This is a genomic window from Labrys sp. WJW, assembly GCF_001676615.1.
GTDB classification, from domain to species: domain Bacteria; phylum Pseudomonadota; class Alphaproteobacteria; order Rhizobiales; family Labraceae; genus Labrys; species Labrys sedimenti.
Genome location: NZ_LYXZ01000014.1, coordinates 1 through 16,841, shown reverse-complemented (window position 1 = coordinate 16,841; position 16,841 = coordinate 1). Strand labels below are relative to the sequence as shown.

The following is a 16,841-nucleotide window of genomic DNA, read 5'->3' as shown; positions in this document are numbered from 1 at the left end:
ATTCGACGCACCAGACATGGTGTGCCGATCTCCAGATCGGCATCTTTCTTCGACGGAACGTTTCATTTCCAAGAATGCCGATCTGGAGATCGGCACTCCGAGATCCGCCCATGACCGATATCGCCGCCCTCAAGGCCCGCCTGCCCGACATCCGTATCGAGGATCACCCGACCCTGGTGCGGCAGAAGAGCCGTGATTTCTTCTGGTATTCGCCGGTGCTCAAGCGCGAGCTCGACCACATCACCGGCGATTGCATCATCTTCGCCAAATCCACGGACGATGTCGTCGCGGCGCTCGCGGCCTGCTACGAGCTCGACATTCCCGTCACGCCCCGCGGCACCGGCACAGGCAATTACGGCCAGGCCATGCCGCTTTCGCGCGGAGCCGTGCTCGACCTGTCCTTCATGGACAAGATCATCTCGATCGAACCAGGCGTGCTGGTCGCCGAAGCCGGCGCGGTGATGGCCGAGATCGACAAGAAGACGCAGGCCCATTCCGGCCAGGAACTACGCCTGCACCCTTCCACCGCCAAGACGGCTACCATTGGCGGCTTCGTCGCCGGCGGCTCGGGCGGCGTCGGCTCGATCACCTGGGGCGGCCTGCGCGACTGGGGCAACGTTACCCGCCTCAAGGTGGTGACGATGGAGGCAAACCCGCGCATCCTCGACCTCACGGGCGAGGATCTGCACAAGGTCAGCCATGCCTATGGCACCAATGGCATCATCACCGAAGTCGAAATGCCGCTGACATCCGCCTTCAAATGGATCGACGTCATCGTCGGTTTCGACACGCTCGCCGAGGCAGCCGCCTTCGCCAATGAGACGGGCGAGGCCGACGGCATCCTCAAGAAACAGCTCGCCGTGGTCGCCGCGCCAGCGGCGCACGACTATTTCAACCGGCACCGGCGCTGGATCCCGCGGGACAAGCACATCGTCTGTGCCATGATCGCCCCGCAGAACTACGATGCCTTCCTCACCATCACCCGTCGGCGCATGGGCGCTGAACTGCTGTTCTCGACGTCTGATATGAGCGAGGCCGACCGCAAGGGCCTGCCCGATATCTACGAGCTCGGCTGGAACCACACCACGCTGCGCGCCCTCAAGATCGACCCCACCGTCACCTATCTGCAGACGCTCTATCCCTTCCCCAACCAGCTGACGCTGGTGGAGAAGATCCATGCCGTCTTCGGCGACGAAGTGGTGGCCCATCTCGAATTCGTGCGCTTCGACGGCAAGATCACCTGTTTCGGCCTGCCGCTCGTCAAGTTCACCACCGAAGAGCGCCTCGACGAGATCATCCGCATCCACGAGGACATGGGCGCGCCGGTGTTCAATCCGCACCGCTACACCCTGGAGGAAGGCGGCATGAAGCAGACCGACGCGCTACAGCTCGCCTTCAAGCGCGAGGCTGATCCCAAGGGCCTGCTCAATCCCGGCAAGATGATCGCCTGGGACGACCCCGACTATGACTATTCATCGAGCCGCACCTATCTTTTCCGCGGCATGCAAGTGGAGATCTGACAATGTGTGGAGCACACAACAGCGACAACACCAATCTGGCAACTGGAACGCTCCAGGTCGACGACGAGCGGGTGCGCATCACCCGCTACGACTTCCAGCCCGGCCAGGAGACGGGCTGGCACCGGCATGAATATCCCTATGCCGTGGTGCCTCTGGTAGATGGCACGCTGCGCATCGTCGACACCCAGGGCGAGAAGCTGGTGCCGCTCGCCGCCGGCACCTCCTATTCGCGCCCGGCCGGCGTCGAGCACAATGTCTTCAACGGAGGCCAGTCCCACATGGCCTTCGTCGAGGTCGAGATGAAGGGCTGATGCGGGTCCTCGTCCTGTTCTCGCACCCTTGCGAGGAATCCTTCGGCGCAGCGCTGCATGCCTGCGCCGTGGAGACCCTGCGCAAGGCCGGCCATGAGGTCGATGATTGCGACCTCTATGCCGAGGATTTCCAGCCGGTGCTCACGGCCGCCGAACGGCGTGCCTATCACGACACCGCAAGAAACCAGGACGGCGTGGCACCCTACGTCGAGCGCCTGCAGCGGGCCGACGCGCTGGTGATCGTCACGCCGATCTGGAACTACGGCTTTCCGGCCATCCTCAAGGGGTTTTTCGACCGGGTCTTCCTGCCCGGCGTGTCCTTCACCCTGGTCGACGGCAAGGTCCAGGGCAATTTGCACAACATCACCAAGGTGGTGGCCGTCACCACCTATGGCGGCTCGCATCTGAAGGCCCTGCTGATGAGCGACCCGCCGCGCCGGGTGGTCACGCGCATGCTGCGGGCGGTGGTGAAGCCCTTCGCACGCTTTCGCTACCTCGCCCATTATTCGATGAACCTGTCGACCGACAGTTCGCGCGCCGCCTTCCTGGCCAAGGTGGAGCGGACGCTCGCCGGGATCTAGAAGCTGCGCCGGATAGGAAATTTTTACCGGATTTCCAGCAAAAGCCTACGAAATCCTCGACATTTTCTATCAGAAACTGTATCTGAAGCCGGCTACAGCAAATCATCAGCCGGCGGATCATTGCCATGCGACATCCGGCCTCCAAGACACTTGGTTATCAGTTGATCCACGTGGCCCGTCTGCACCGGGCCCGCACTGCCAAGCTCCTCGAAGGGCTCGGCCTGTTTCCGGGCCAGGAACAGGTGCTCGAAGCCCTTGCCGGGCGGGAAGCCCTCTCGATGAGCGAATTGGCGGACATCCTGCGCGTCCGGCCGCCGACGGCCTCCAAGACCATCGCGCGCCTGTCGGCCGCCGGCCTGATCGAGCGCAAGGCGACCGATGGCGACGGGCGTGTCGTGCGCGTGGGCCTGAGCGCGGACGGCAAGGAAAAGGCCGCCGCCATCGCCGCTTTGGCGCTCGACATCGAGGCGGAAGCCACCAGCCATCTCGACAACAAGGACCGCAAGCGCCTGCGCAAGCTGCTCAAGCGGGTCGAGAAGGGCTTCAAGCACGCCCTCGGCGGCGAAATCGACGCCGATGATGACGACGAGGGCGACGCCGACGAGGCTTGAGGGGAAGTTTGTGGCGCGACAAGCCTTCTCCCCTTACGGGTGTCGTCAACTCTCTTGAGTTGACTAGAGGTGGCGCGAAGCGCCGGATGAGGGGTCTCGTGACCCATCCGGCTCGTCTCCGCAGTGGTGGCCATGACACCGAAATCAGTTAGGTCGAGAAACCCCTCATCCGCCCCTTCGGGGCACCTTCTCCCGCAAGGGGAGAAGGTTTGGAACCTCCCTCACCGCGCCATGATGGCCTCGACCAACTCCTTGCCTCGGAATTGGTAACCGGCATTGTCGACAGCCACCCAACCGCCCTTGCCGTCATCGACGATGCGGCTGCGCATGCCGCCGGCCTTGGCGATGATGTCGTAGTCCTGCCCGGAGTCGGCGGGATAGGCGAAGGTCATGACGAGATCGGTGGTGCCGACATTGACGGAGCGGTGGATCCAATAGGGCGGCACGTAGCACAGGCTGCGCGGCCCGATCTCGACGCTGCGGATCTCCCCAGCCGGCGATTCCAGCAGCATGATGCCGTGCCCGCTCTCGCCGTAATACATTTCCGGACGATTCGGATTGGCGTGGATATGGCCGCGCGTGAGGAAATATTCGCGCCCCACCTTGCCGGGAATCATGCGGGTGACCCCGATGATCATGTCACCGGCATCCGCCGAGGGTTTGTAGTCCGTCACCTCATAGACGACCTTGTCGCCGAGTTCGGCCAGGACGGCCTGGTAGGCAGCCTCGTCCTCATAGAGGCCGGCAAGGTCGCCCATCGTCTTGGTGTAGCGGTTGGTCGCCCCCCGCAACTCCCCCTTCTCGACATCGACGACGCACAGACCCGGCTCGCGCATGGGCATATCAACCAACCTTTCTTTTGACCGCGGCAATCCAGTAAGCTCGCTATTTTGTAGCATCACTACATTTTTATCAGCGCCTCGACAACCCCAGGCACATTAATTTAACTAGTTTCAAGCTAATTTCGGCAATATTGCGTTGCAATATTTCACGTATGTGATTTTGTTTCAATTTTTTAAAATTTGGCTCGCTTGACCCCTTTCAAAAAATGTACTTATGCTACAGAACAGGGCCAGGAAAAATGCCCTGACAGACGACGTGGAGGAGAGAGCCGATGAAGAAGACCCTTTTGGGCAGCAGCCTGGCCGCAGCATTGCTGGCCGGCACGATGGGCATGGCGAGCGCCGCCGACTGCAAGATCGGCGTGGCGATGTACACGCTGAGCGCCCCCTATTTCGCCGCCCAGCAGGCCGCCGCCATCGATCAGGGCAAGAAGGCGGGTTGCGAGGTCACCACCTCCGACGGCCAGAACGACATGGGCAAGCAGATTTCCGACGTCGAGGACATGGTCGCCAAGGGCGTCAACCTCCTGATTCTCAACCCGCGTGATCCGGAAGGCCTCGTCGGCGCCGCCAATGCCGCGAGCGCGGCCGGCGTGAAGGTGGTGGTGATGGATTCCTCCATCAACACCAAGGCCAACATCGTCACCCAGGTACGCTCCTCCAACGACCAGAACGGCTTCCTGGTCGGCCAGTGGCTCGCCAAGAAGATGCAGGGCAAGCCTGTGAAGATCATCCTGCTCTCGGGCTCGCAGGGCAACGAAGTCGGTCGTGACCGCCGCCTCGGCGTCTTCCGCGGCCTGGTCGAGGGCCAGCTCGTCAATGACGGCAAGGCCAGTTTCGAAGTGCTCGGCCAGGGCTGGGGCAACTGGGCAACCGAAGATGGCCTGAAGGCCGCCGAGGACCTGCTGCAGGCTCATCCCGACGTCACCGTGCTGCTGGCCGAGAACGACTCGATGGCTCTGGGCGGCATGAAGGCGCTGCAGGCCGCCGGCAAGAACGACGTGCTGGTGCTCGCTGCCGCCGACGGCCAGAAGGAAGCGCTCGCCCTCATCAAGGAAGGCAAATATGGCGCGACCGGCCTCAACGATCCCGATCTGGTCGCCCGTACCGCCGTCGATATCGGCCTGAAGGCCCTCAAGGGCGAACTCGGCGCCGACACGCCCAAGCTCGAGCTCACCACCCCGGCGGTGATCACCCAGGAGAACGTCGACAAGTACTACAAGAAGGACGCGGTGTTCTAAGCACCGACCTCGACACGAGATTCGCCTTCTCCCCTTGCGGGAGAAGGTCCCGGCAGGGGGATGAGGGGTGAAGCACAGACTCGGCAAAGTCGCGTGTCTCCCCTCATCCGCCCCTTCGGGGCACCTTCTCCCGTAAGGGGAGAAGAACAGGCGCGCCGTTTTTCCTACTCGACGACTCCAAACCAGCGAGGACACCATGTCCGAACTCGCCAGGCTCACCGCCATCACCAAATCCTTCGGCGGCGTGCACGCCCTCAAGGGCGTCGACTTCGACGTCCAGAGCGGCGAGGTCCATGCTTTGCTCGGCGAGAACGGGGCCGGCAAGTCGACGCTGATGCGCGTGCTGGGCGGCGAGCTCCAACCCAGCAGCGGCGAGGTGAAGATCGCCGGCCGCCACGTCGATTTCCGCGATCCGCGCATGGCCAAGGCCCTCGGCATCGCCGTGATCCATCAGGAACTGGCGCTGGCACCCGATCTGTCCGTAGCGGAGAACATCTTCCTGGGCGAACTGCCCGGGGTTTTCGCCGGCCCGGGGCTGAAGAAGCGCGCCGGCGAACTGATCAAGCGGCTGGGCTTCGACATCGATCCGGGTGAGCGCGTCGGCAATCTCGCCGTCGCCCACCAGCAGGTGGTCGAGATCGCCAAGGCCCTGTCGCGCGAGGTCAAGATCATCATTTTCGACGAGCCGACCGCCGTGCTTTCGGACCGGGACGCCGCGCGCCTGCACAAGGTCATCGCCGACCTCAGGGCCCATGGCGTCGGCGTCGTCTATATTTCCCACCGCCTCGAGGAGGTGATGCGCATCTCCGACCGCATGACGGTGATGAAGGACGGCCAGCTCGTCGGTACCGTCGCCGCCAAGGATGTGAGCATCGACGACATCATTCGCATGATGGTCGGCCGGCCGCTCTCCGCCCTCTTTCCGGAGAGGAGGGAGCGCAAGATCGGCGAGGAAGTGATCAGCGTCTCCGCCCTCCATGCCGGCCGCAAGGTCCGCAATGTCAGCCTGGCCGTGCGCGCCGGCGAGATCGTCGGCCTTGGCGGCTTGGTCGGCTCCGGCCGCACCGAGGTCGCCCGCCTGATCTTCGGCGCCGACAAGCCCGACAGCGGCGCCATCAAGCTCAAGGGCAAGCCGGTGCATTTCCGCTCGCCGCGTGATGCCGTCGCGGCCGGCGTCGGGCTGGTCCCCGAGGACCGCAAGCATCAGGGCGTCATCCTGGACAAGCCCATAAGGGTGAACGCCACCATGGCCCGGATGTCGTCGGTCACCACCGCGCTCGGCTTCCTGCGCCGGGGCCTGGAGCGGCGCACCGTCAGCGAACTCGGCCAGAGCCTGCGCCTCAAGGCCGCCAGCGTCGAGGCGCCCGTCTCGAGCCTGTCCGGCGGCAACCAGCAGAAGGTGGTGCTGGCCAAGTGGTTCCATGCCGATGGTGATCTCATCATCCTCGACGAACCGACCCGCGGCGTCGACGTCGGCGCCAAGACCGAGATCTACACGCTGGTCAATCGCCTGGCGGAAGCCGGCAAGGCCGTCCTGGTCATCTCCTCCGAGCATCAGGAACTCTTCGGCCTGTGCGACCGGGTATTGGTGATGCGCGAGGGCGAGATCCGCGGCGAACTCAGGCCCGGCGACTACAGCGAGGAAAACCTGCTTTCCCTGGCCATGAGCGAGGGCGGGCAGCCCGGCAAAACAATTCAAGCTGGAACGGTATAGGACAATGACAGCTCTCAGCGAGAACCGCGGCGACGGCAAGCGCGGCTATGATCTCGGCGCCCTGGTGCAGCGTTTCGCGACCCTCGGCATCTTCCTGGTCCTGGTCATCGTCGCCTCCCTGTGGACGGACAGCTTCCTGACCAAGAACAATATCCTGAACGTGCTGCGGCAGGTTGCCTCCGGGGCCGGCATCATGTCGGTGGGCATGCTCTTCGTCATCCTCACCCGCGGCATCGACCTCTCCGTCGGCTCGGTGCTGGCGCTGGGCTGCGTGCTGACCGCCTATTTCATCGCCAAGCTCGGCTATGGCGTCGGCGTCAGCATCGCCTTGGTGATCCTGTGCGGCGCCGCCTGCGGCCTCGCCGTCGGCTTCTTCGTCGCCTATATGCGCCTGCCCTCCTTCGTGATGTCACTGGCCATGATGGCGATCGCCCGGTCGCTCTCCTTCATGATCTCGGAAGGGCGGCCGATCTCGATCGGCGACGGCGGCCAGGCCCTCGCGGACTTCGGTGCCGGCTACTGGCTCGGCATCCCCCAGCCCGTCATCCTGATGTTCGCGGTGTTCATCGTCGGCGGCATCGTGCTGTCCTTCACGCGCTTCGGCCGCATCATCACCGCCATCGGCTCCAACGAGGAGGCCGTGCGGCTCTCCGGCATCGCGGTGCCGCGCTACATCCTTTCCGTCTATGTGATCTCCGGGGCGCTGGCCGGGCTCGCCGGCGTGATCTCGGCCAGCCGCACGACCATCGGCTCGGCCCAGGTCGGCGTCGGCATGGAGCTCAACGTCATCGCGGCGGTGGTGATCGGCGGCGCCAGCCTGATGGGTGGGCGCGGCGACGTGGTCAACACGCTGCTGGGCACGCTGGTGATGGGCATCATCGCCAACATCATGAACCTCGCGGGCGTGCCCGGCTACAGCCAGCAGCTCTATACCGGCCTGATCATCGTGGTGGCGATGCTGCTGCAATACGCCACCGGTACCTTGAAGCGATAGAACACGACCCGACGCGCTGCCGACTCCGTTGACAGCGCGTCTCTTTTTGTCTAGTTTTTCACATAAATGATCATATTTCACAAATGTGAATATCGATCATTCATCGCCGCCGGGCGGTGCGACACAGGGAATCCCTCCAAATGGCTGCAACTCAAGGATGGCACAGCGCGCAGGGCCGGGCTTTCGGCGGTCCGCTCAAATACATCCAGCGCGCCGGCGAGATCGACCGCCTCGCCGATCATCTCACTCCGCTCGGCAGCAAGGCCTTCCTGCTCGTCGACGGCTTCGTCTTCGAGAAGCTCGGCCCCTCGATCCTCGCCTCGCTGGAGGGCAGCGGCCTCGGCCTCACCATGGAGAAGTTCAACGGCGAGTGCTGCCGCGAGGAGATCGACCGGGTCACCGCCCTGGTCGCCGAGGCCGAGGCGGATGTCGTCGTCGGCATCGGCGGCGGCAAGACGGCCGACACGGCCAAGCTGGCCGCGATCGCCAACAAGGCCCGCATCGCCATCGTGCCGACCATCGCCTCCACGGATGCGCCGACCAGCGCCATCGCGGTGACCTACACGCCGCAGGGCGTGTTCAAGGAATCCTTCATGCTGTCGCGCAACCCCGACGTGGTGGTGGTCGACAGCGCCCTGATCGCCAAGGCGCCGGTGCGCTTCCTGGTCGCCGGCATCGGCGATGCCCTCTCCACCTGGTTCGAAGCCCGCTCCAACCTGGAATCGCGCTCGGACAATTTCATCGCCGGCGGCTATCCCGCGCCGCTTGCCGGCATCGCCATCGCCAAGACCTGCCATGAAGTGCTGATGCGCGATGCGCTGGCGGCCAAGCTCGCGGTCGAGAAGGGCGCGCTGACGCCGGCAGTCGAGAACATCATCGAGGCCAACACGCTGCTCAGCGGTCTGGGCTTCGAGAATTGCGCTGTCTCCGCCGCCCACGGCATCCATGACGGCCTGACGGCGCTGGAGGAAAGCCACGGCTTCTTCCACGGCGAGAAGGTCGCCTTCGGCGTGCTCTGCCTGCTGATGCTGGAGGGGCGCCCGCTCGCCGAGATCGAGGAAACCGCCCGCTTCTGCAAATCGCTGGGCCTGCCCACCACCCTCGCCGACCTCCGTCTCGGCAAGGCCACCGCCGCAGACATCGAGCGCGTCGCCAAGGCGGCCCTCAAGGAAGGCTCGATCACCTGGCGGGTCGCCGTGCCCCTGTCGGTGGAGATCGTCCGCGATGCCATCATCGCCCTGGACGCCTTCACCTCCTCGCTCTTCGGCGCGCATTGAGGCAATTCGACGTGGCCGAACCCAAACGAGAAAGACGCCACAATCCCTCCCCGACTTCGGGGAGGGTGGCCCGGCGAAGCCGGGTCGGGTGGGGGAGCGTGGCGCAAGCGGCGCTGGAAAACGCACTGTCGTGCCACTCGCCCCCTTCCGTCGCTGCTGCGCATCGACACCTTCCCCGAAACCGGGGAAGGATTCTCGCGCTCCCCTCTGCTTGGCCACAAACAGGTCCGCAGCAAGCGACCTCACCATCGCAATCTCAGACTTCATTTCCTATTCAAGGACTTTAACCATGCGCGCCGCCGTTATGTATTCGCCGGGTGACATTCGCCTCGAGGACGTTCCGAAACCGGTCGCCGCAACCGGAGAAGTACTGCTGCGCGTCGCGGCCGTCGGCGTATGCGGGTCGGACCTGCCGCGCATGCTGACCAAGGGCGCCCATCGCATGCCGATCATCTGCGGGCATGAATTCTCGGGCCACATCTCGGAGATCGGCTCTGGCGTGACCGGTTTCGAGAAGGGTGAGCTCGTCGGTGTCGCCCCGCTCATTCCCTGCCGGGTCTGCGATCAGTGCGCGACCGGCAATTTCTCGCGCTGCCGCAACTATGACTATTTCGGCAGCCGTCGCGACGGCGCCTATACCGAATTCGTTGCGGTGCCGGTCGGCAATCTGCTCAAGGCCCCGGCCGACGCCGATCCCCGCGCCATCGCCATGACCGACCCGGCCTCGATCGCCCTCCATGCCGTCTGGAAGGCCCCGCCCACCGTCGGCCAGCGCGGCGGCGTCATCGGCTGCGGCCCGATCGGCCTGTTCGCCATCCAGTGGATGAAGCTGATGGGCTGCACTGAAGTCGTCGCCGTCGACGTCTCCGAGCAGAAGCTCGAACAGGCGCGCGAGGCCGGTGCGACCCACACCCAGCTGATCACCGATCCGCTGCCGTCAGGGTTGAATTGCGACCTCATCGTCGAGGCGGCCGGCCATCCTTCCTCGATCAACTTCGCCGCCAAGCTGGCCGGCCCCGGCGGCCATGTCGTGTTCATCGGCATTCCCGTCGGCGAGGTCGCGCTGGAGAACCAGACCTTCCAGCACTTCCTGCGTCAGGAAGTGTCCCTGCACGGCGCCTGGAACTCCTTCGGCGCGCCCTTCCCCGGCAAGCAGTGGACGGTGTCCCTCGACGCTCTCGCCACCGGCAAGCTCAAATGGGAATTCATGATCACCCATGAGCTCACGCTCGAGGAACTGCCCGGCATGTTCGAGAGCTTCAAGCGCAAGAACGAGTTCTTCTCCAAGGTGATGTTCAGGCCGTAGACTAAGTTCCTTCTCCCCTTGCGGGAGAAGGTCCCGGCAGGGGGATGAGGGGTGATGCGCTACCTTGCAAGGCATCCTCTTCCACCCCTCATCCGGCGCTACGCGCCACCTTCTCCCACAAGGGGAGAAGGGAGTTGCGCTCTATCTTGGAGAACCTCATGCCACGTCTTCTCGGCCTGGATTTCGGCACCGGCGGCATCAGGGTCGGCGTGTTCGACCTCGACAGCCGTGCGATGCTCGGTGAGCGGGAGGTCCAGTACCCCACCCGCCACCCCCATCCGGGCTGGGCGGAACAATCGCCGACCGACTGGTGGGAGGCGCTCGGCCAGGCCAGCCGCGGGCTGATGCGCGACCTCGGATCCCCCCTCATCGATGGGGTCTGCGCCGCTACCACGGCCTCGACCGTGGTGGCCTGTAGGCGGGACGGGACACCGCTCCGGCCTTCTCTCTTGTGGATGGACTGCAGGGCCGCCGAGGAAGCCGCCCGAACCGCACGCTCGCAGCACCCCGTATTGGCCTATGCCGGCGGCAGCGACGCGGCCGAATGGCTGGTGCCCAAGGCGATGTGGCTCTCGCGCCACGAGCCGGACGTCTATGCGGACGCCGACATCATCTGCGAGTGCCTCGACTACATCAATTTTAAGCTGACGGGCCTGTGGGTCGGCTCGCGCATGAATGCGACCTGCAAGTGGAACTACGATTCCGTCAGCCGGCGCTTCCCCGACGAGCTCTATGCCGAGTTCGGCATTGCCGACCTCGCCGCGAAACTGCCAAACGATATCAAGGCGGTGGGGGCGCCGATCGCTCCGGTCAGCGCCGCTGCTGCCGAGCATCTCGGCCTCGCCAACCGGCCCACTCTGGCGCAGGGCGGCATCGATGCGCATACCGGCATCGCGGGCGCCGGTACCCTGAGGCCAGGCGAACATCTGCTGATCGGGGGCACCTCGATCGTCCATCTTTTCCAGCTCGCGGCCGAGGCACCGGTCACCGGCTTCTGGGGGCCCTATCCCCACGCCCTGGTCGACGATTACTGGCTGGTGGAAGCCGGACAGGTTTCGGCCGGCTCCGTGATGTCCTGGTATGCCCGCGACATGTTCGGCCTCGACCAGCAGGAACGAGCCGCCCTGGTGCAGGAAGCGAGCGCCCTGCGCGTCGGCGGCACCGGCCTGCTGACGCTCGATTATTTCATGGGCAACCGCACGCCCTATCGCGATCCCTTGCTGCGCGGTGCCGTGCTCGGCCTTGCCCTCAGCCATACCCGCGCGGATCTCTATCGCTCCGCCGTCGAAGCGGTGGCACTGGGTTCGGCAAACGTGTTCCGCCGCATCCAGGATCTCGGCATTCCCTGCAACCGCATCGTCTCTTCGGGCGGCTATGCCAAGAATCCGCTGTGGTTGCGGGCCACGGTCGACGCCATGGGCATGCCCGTCGAACTCCTCGGCCAGACCAATCTTACCCTCGTCGGCACCGCCGCCTCAGCCGCCACCGGCGCCGGCCTGTTCGACGACCTCTTCGCCGCGGCGGACGCGGTGGCCCAGCCGGTCACGCTGGTCGAGCCCGACCTCGTCGCCCATGCCCGCTATGGTGAATTGCTGCAGGATTATCTTGAAGCGACCGAGCTTCTTGCGCCACTCTCGCGCAAGCTGGCATCAAGACAGCTTGAGGGATCGCGTTGATGAGTGTCGGCAATCTCGACCAAGACGTCCAGTTCAGGACGATGTCCGGCGAGCAGCGCGAACTCCTGATGATCCAGGTCGCCAAGCGCTACTATGAGCTCGACATGACCATGGGCGACCTCGCCAAGGAGCTCAACCTCACGCGCTGGCAGGCGAGCCGCCTGCTGACCGAAGCACGCGAGGCCGGCATCGTGCGCATCGAGATCGTGCCGCGGGCGCCGCGCTCCCCCGACATCGAGTCCAGGCTCCAGCGCCGCTGGAACCTGAAGGAAGCGGTGGTCGTCCCCAACAATGGCGAGGAGGACGAAGGCCTCCTGCTCGATGCCGTGGCGCAGGCCGCCGCGCGCATGCTCGCCGGTCTCGGCAAGGTGCCGCTGATCGGCGTGTCCTGGGGCCGCACCATGAGCGCCGTGGCCCACCGCCTGCCGCCCTTCTGGAACGAAGGCGTGGAGGTGGTGCTGCTCAACGGCGCCATGAACATTCGTTCGCCCTCGGTGCGCACCAACAACACCGCCGAGCTCTTCGCCCGCTCGGCCAATGGCACGGCAACCTTGCTGCCGGTGCCCGCCATTCTCGGCCATGCCGCCACCCGCATCGCCCTGGAGCAGGACCCCACCATCGCCAGCGTCTTGGAGCTTGCCCGCCAGGCCCCGGTGATCTGCTTCGGCATGGGCACGATCAGCCCCGATTCCGTCCTGGTGCAATCGGGCTTTGTCACCGAGGCGGAAACCCAGGCGCTCAAGGCGAAGGGCGCCGTCGGTGACATTCTCAGCCGTTACATCGATGCCCAAGGCAATATCGTCGATGCGGATATCGACGCACGAACCATCGGCCTGGACCTGCGTTATTGCCGGGAGCGCAAATTCTCGATCGGCGTCGCTGCCGGCAAGTCCAAACAGCCCGTTACCCTTGCCTGCCTTCGGGCCGGCTATGTCAATGTGCTCGTCACCGACGAAGAGACGGCACGCTTCCTCCTGGATGAAAGCCACCATGGATAAGACCGAAAAAGGCACGCCGGCTGCCTCCAAAAAGCCCGCCCAGGTCTCCTCTGGTCAAACAGTCCCAGCTCTCAGCGTGGTGCCTGTCAGCTCCGCCCTCACCGTATCAGGCCAGGGTGCCCATGCCCGCAATTCCGGTACCGCCCTCAAGCCCGAATGGTTCGACGCGATCGAGGTCAATCTCAGCGCGACCGAACGCCGGGCCGCGACCCTGGGCGGGCGCCGCACGGTGAAGAAGGAATACCAGGCTGCCTGGCTGGTGAAGGCGGTGCAATGCATCGACCTGACCACTCTGGCCGGCGACGACACGCCCGGGCGCGTCCATCGCCTCGCCATGAAGGCGCGTCGCCCCATCCGCGAGGATATCGTTGAAGCCCTCGGCCTCGCCGATGCCCCGCCCACGGTGGGAGCGGTCTGCGTCTATCCGACCATGGTCGGTCCCGCCGTCAAGGCGCTCGCCGGCTCGGGCATTCCTGTCGCCTCGGTGGCGACCGGCTTTCCCGCCGGCCTCACCCCGCTGCCCCAGCGCCTCGCCGAGATCCGCTATGCGGTGGACCAGGGCGCCGGCGAGATCGACATCGTCATCAACCGCGCCCAGGTGCTGACACAGGACTGGAACGGTCTCTATGACGAGATCCGCGCCATGCGCGAGGCCTGCGGCGAAGCCCATCTCAAGGCCATTCTCGCCACCGGCGACCTCAAGACCCTGCGCAATGTCTACAAGGCCTCGATGGTCGCCATGATGGCGGGCTCCGATTTCATCAAGACCTCCACCGGCAAGGAGGACGTCAACGCCACCCTGCCCGTCAGCCTCACCATGCTCCGCGCCTTGCGCGACTATGGCGAGTTCACCGGCGAGGCGGTCGGCTTCAAGCCGGCCGGCGGCCTGAGGACGGCCAAGGACGCCCTCGCCTGGCTGGCCCTGATGAAGGAAGAGCTCGGCCGCCCCTGGCTGGAGCCCAACCTTTTCCGCATCGGAGCCTCTTCGATGCTCGCCGACATCGAGCGCCAGCTCGAACACTTCGTGACCGGGCGCTACTCGGCGCTGACCCACCACGCTTTGGCTTGAGGACAAGACTGTGCCCACCGTAAAGGAAATTCTGCAAACCATGGACTATGGTCCTGCGCCCGAAGCCGACAATCACGTCACGGCCTGGCTCGCGAGCCACGAGAAGGGCTTCAAGCACTTCATCGGCGGATCCTTCGTCGCCTCCAAGGGCAAGGACACCTTCGAGGTCGTCAATCCCGCCCGCGACACCCTGCTCGCCAAGGTCGCCGCCGGCACGGCCGAGGATGTCGATGCCGCCGTCAAGGCCGCCCGCAAGGCCTTTCCGGCCTGGTCGGCGCTGCCGGGCCATGAGCGCGCCCGCTATCTCTATGCCATCGCCCGCCACATCCAGAAGCGCGAGCGCTTCCTTTCGGTGCTGGAGACGCTGGACAATGGCAAGCCGATCCGCGAGAGCCGCGACATCGACATTCCCCTGGTCGCCCGGCATTTCTACCACCATGCCGGCTGGGCCGAGCTGGTCGAGACCGAGTTCGCCGGCTATGGCCCGGTCGGCGTCTGCGGGCAGATCATTCCGTGGAACTTCCCGCTCCTGATGCTGGCCTGGAAGATCGCCCCGGCCCTGGCCGCCGGCAACACGGTGGTGCTCAAGCCCGCCGAGTTCACCCCACTCACGGCGCTCGCCTTCGCCGAGATCTGCCGCGAAGCCGGCCTGCCGGATGGCGTGGTCAACATCGTCACCGGCGACGGCGCCACGGGTGCGGCCCTCGTCGCCCATCCCGACGTCGACAAGATCGCCTTCACCGGCTCCACCGAGGTCGGACGCCTGATCCGCCAGGCCACGGCGGGCTCCGGCAAGAAGCTCTCGCTCGAGCTCGGCGGCAAGTCGCCTTTCATCGTCTATGAGGATGCCGATCTCGACGGCGCCGTGGAAGGCGTGGTCGATGCCATCTGGTTCAACCAGGGCCAGGTCTGCTGCGCCGGCTCGCGCCTGCTCATCCAGGAAGGCATCGCCGAGCGCTTCCTCGGCAAGCTGCGCCGCCGCATGGAGACGCTGCGCGTCGGCGATCCGCTCGACAAGTCCGTCGACATGGGCGCCATCGTCGCGCCGGTGCAGCTCCAGCGCATCCAGGACCTCGTCAAGAAGGGCGAACAGGAGGGCGGCACGCTCTGGCAGGCCGATTGCGCGCTGCCAGCCAAAGGCAGCTTCTTCCCGCCGTCGATCTTCATCGATGTGGAACCCTCCTCCACGGTCTCGGAAGTGGAGATCTTCGGTCCTGTCGCCGTGGCGATGACCTTCCGCACGCCCGACGAGGCGATCCAGCTCGCCAACCACACCCGCTATGGCCTCGCCGCCTCGATCTGGTCGGAGAACATCAACCGCGCCCTCGACACCGCCGCCCGCATGAAGGCCGGCGTGGTCTGGGTCAACTCCACCAACCTGTTCGATGCCGCCGCCGGCTTCGGCGGCTATCGCGAGAGCGGCTTCGGTCGCGAGGGCGGCCGCGAAGGCCTCTACGAATATCTCAAGCCCGACTGGGAGAAATCCCTGCCGGCTGCCGAGGACGGCAAAGCGGCCGCGCTCGGCGTGACGCCGGCGGAAGCACCTGCCGGTACCGGCCTGCCCAGCATCGACCGCACTGCCAAATTGTTCGTCGGCGGCAAGCAGGCCCGTCCGGATTCCGGCTATAGCTACACGGTGAAGAGCACGGCCGGGGCCACGCTCGGCCAGGCCGGCCTCGGCAATCGCAAGGACATCCGCAACGCGGTCGAAGCGGCGACCAAGGCGGGCGGCTGGGGCGCAGCCACGGCGCATAATCGCGCCCAGGTGCTCTACTACATCGCCGAGAACCTGTCGGCCCGTGCCGCCGAATTCGAGCAGCGCCTGGTGAGCTACGGCCACAGCGCCAAGGCGGCCAAGGCGGAAGTGGAAAAGGCTGTCAGGCGCATCTTCTACTATGCCGCCCAGGCAGACAAATATGACGGCCGCGTGCATTCCACCCGTTCGCGCAACGTGACGCTGGCGATGAACGAGCCCTTCGGCGTGGTCGGCATCCTCTGCCCGGACGAGGCGCCGCTGCTCGGCTTCGTCTCGCTGGTGCTGCCGGCGATCGCCATGGGCAACCGCGTCGTCGTAGTACCCTCGCCGGCCTTCCCGCTGGCGGCAACCGACTTCTACCAGATCCTGGAGACGTCGGACGTGCCTGGTGGCGTGATCAACATCGTCACCGGCGCGCGCGACGAACTCGCCAAGACCCTGGCCGAGCACGATGACGTCGACGCGCTCTGGTATCACGGCTCCAGGAGCGGCGCCGCTTCTGCCGAGAAGGCCTCCGCCGGCAACCTCAAGGCGACCTGGACCAACCAGGGCCGCGCCATCGACTGGCTGAAGGACACGCAGGCCCAGGGCGCCGACTATCTGCGCCACGCCACCCAGGTGAAGAACATCTGGGTGCCCTACGGCGAATAGGGTCGGCACCATTACAAGCAACCCCGCTTGTAATGGCACGTCCCATCGAAGTCGCGCAGCCCCTCACCTCTATCCTCTCCCCGTAAGAACGGGGCGAGGGGGCGCAGGCGTCGCGATTCATCCTCGGGCCGTTCATCTCGCCCGGGGGTTGAGCGAGATGAGACGTTTTCAGTATAAAATGTACCGGCAAGGTCCCCTCGCCCCGTTCTTACGGGGAGAGCGACTGTCTTGGATGTCAAGCGGTTTGCCATGGTTGTTGATCGCGAATGATTGCATTGAGGATTGTGAGTAGCT

The 16,841-nt window shown here is 65.1% G+C and carries 14 protein-coding genes; 13 read left to right on the top strand and 1 reads right to left on the bottom strand.

The features are described 5' to 3' along the window. The first annotated feature begins 110 nt into the window (after positions 1-110). The 4 genes from BA190_RS09040 to BA190_RS09025 all read left to right on the top strand — a co-directional run bounded on the left by BA190_RS09040 (position 111) and on the right by BA190_RS09025 (position 3,023). Entirely contained in the window at positions 111-1,520 is a 1,410-nt protein-coding gene (locus BA190_RS09040) for an FAD-binding oxidoreductase (protein WP_068285383.1), read from the top strand. 2 nt (positions 1,521-1,522) lie between these two features. After that, positions 1,523-1,831, top strand: coding sequence for a cupin domain-containing protein (locus BA190_RS09035; RefSeq protein ID WP_068285382.1), 309 nt, complete (start codon positions 1,523-1,525; stop codon positions 1,829-1,831). Beyond that, the gene (locus BA190_RS09030) at positions 1,831-2,412 is read left to right on the top strand and encodes an NAD(P)H-dependent oxidoreductase (protein ID WP_068285381.1); all 582 of its coding nucleotides are present in this window, start codon (positions 1,831-1,833) and stop codon (positions 2,410-2,412) included. The genes BA190_RS09035 and BA190_RS09030 overlap by 1 nt, the downstream gene beginning before the upstream one ends. 125 nt (positions 2,413-2,537) lie before the next feature. Next, positions 2,538-3,023 carry a MarR family winged helix-turn-helix transcriptional regulator gene (locus BA190_RS09025; RefSeq protein WP_068285379.1) on the top strand — a complete coding sequence of 162 codons (486 nt, stop codon included), beginning with the start codon at positions 2,538-2,540 and terminating at the stop codon, positions 3,021-3,023. A 221-nt stretch (positions 3,024-3,244) separates the two neighbouring features. Here the strand turns inward: BA190_RS09025 and BA190_RS09020 are convergent, their stop codons facing one another. Further along, positions 3,245-3,865: a glucose-6-phosphate isomerase gene (locus tag BA190_RS09020; protein ID WP_068285376.1), complete on the bottom strand. Its 621-nt coding sequence runs from the start codon at positions 3,863-3,865 to the stop codon at positions 3,245-3,247. 272 nt (positions 3,866-4,137) lie between these two features. Between BA190_RS09020 and BA190_RS09015 the strand changes: the two genes are divergently transcribed. The 9 genes from BA190_RS09015 (at position 4,138) to BA190_RS08975 (ending at position 16,547) form a co-directional block, all read left to right on the top strand. After that, positions 4,138-5,106 (top strand): substrate-binding domain-containing protein, encoded by a 969-nt coding sequence (locus BA190_RS09015; RefSeq protein ID WP_068285374.1) that lies wholly within the window; start codon positions 4,138-4,140, stop codon positions 5,104-5,106. Between the two features lie 196 nt (positions 5,107-5,302). After that, a complete protein-coding gene (locus BA190_RS09010) occupies positions 5,303-6,820 on the top strand; it encodes a sugar ABC transporter ATP-binding protein (protein WP_068285372.1) in 1,518 nt (505 codons plus the stop codon). 4 nt (positions 6,821-6,824) lie between these two features. Further along, positions 6,825-7,814: an ABC transporter permease gene (locus BA190_RS09005; protein WP_068285370.1), complete on the top strand. Its 990-nt coding sequence runs from the start codon at positions 6,825-6,827 to the stop codon at positions 7,812-7,814. Positions 7,815-7,954: 140 nt separating this feature from the next. Further along, positions 7,955-9,091 (top strand): glycerol dehydrogenase, encoded by a 1,137-nt coding sequence (locus BA190_RS09000; protein WP_068285368.1) that lies wholly within the window; start codon positions 7,955-7,957, stop codon positions 9,089-9,091. A gap of 289 nt (positions 9,092-9,380) precedes the next feature. Then, on the top strand, positions 9,381-10,397 hold the full coding sequence (locus tag BA190_RS08995) for a galactitol-1-phosphate 5-dehydrogenase (RefSeq protein WP_068285366.1): 1,017 nt from the start codon (positions 9,381-9,383) through the stop codon (positions 10,395-10,397). Positions 10,398-10,555: 158 nt separating this feature from the next. Beyond that, on the top strand, positions 10,556-12,073 hold the full coding sequence (locus BA190_RS08990; protein ID WP_068285365.1) for a ribulokinase: 1,518 nt from the start codon (positions 10,556-10,558) through the stop codon (positions 12,071-12,073). After that, entirely contained in the window at positions 12,073-13,071 is a 999-nt protein-coding gene (locus BA190_RS08985; RefSeq protein ID WP_082979602.1) for a sugar-binding transcriptional regulator, read from the top strand. The genes BA190_RS08990 and BA190_RS08985 overlap by 1 nt, the downstream gene beginning before the upstream one ends. After that, positions 13,064-14,140 (top strand): deoxyribose-phosphate aldolase, encoded by a 1,077-nt coding sequence (deoC, locus tag BA190_RS08980; RefSeq protein ID WP_082979601.1) that lies wholly within the window; start codon positions 13,064-13,066, stop codon positions 14,138-14,140. The genes BA190_RS08985 and deoC overlap by 8 nt, the downstream gene beginning before the upstream one ends. Before the next feature lie 10 nt (positions 14,141-14,150). Beyond that, positions 14,151-16,547, top strand: a complete 2,397-nt coding sequence (locus tag BA190_RS08975) for an aldehyde dehydrogenase family protein (protein WP_162275077.1) — start codon at positions 14,151-14,153, stop codon at positions 16,545-16,547. Positions 16,548-16,841 lie beyond the last annotated feature (294 nt).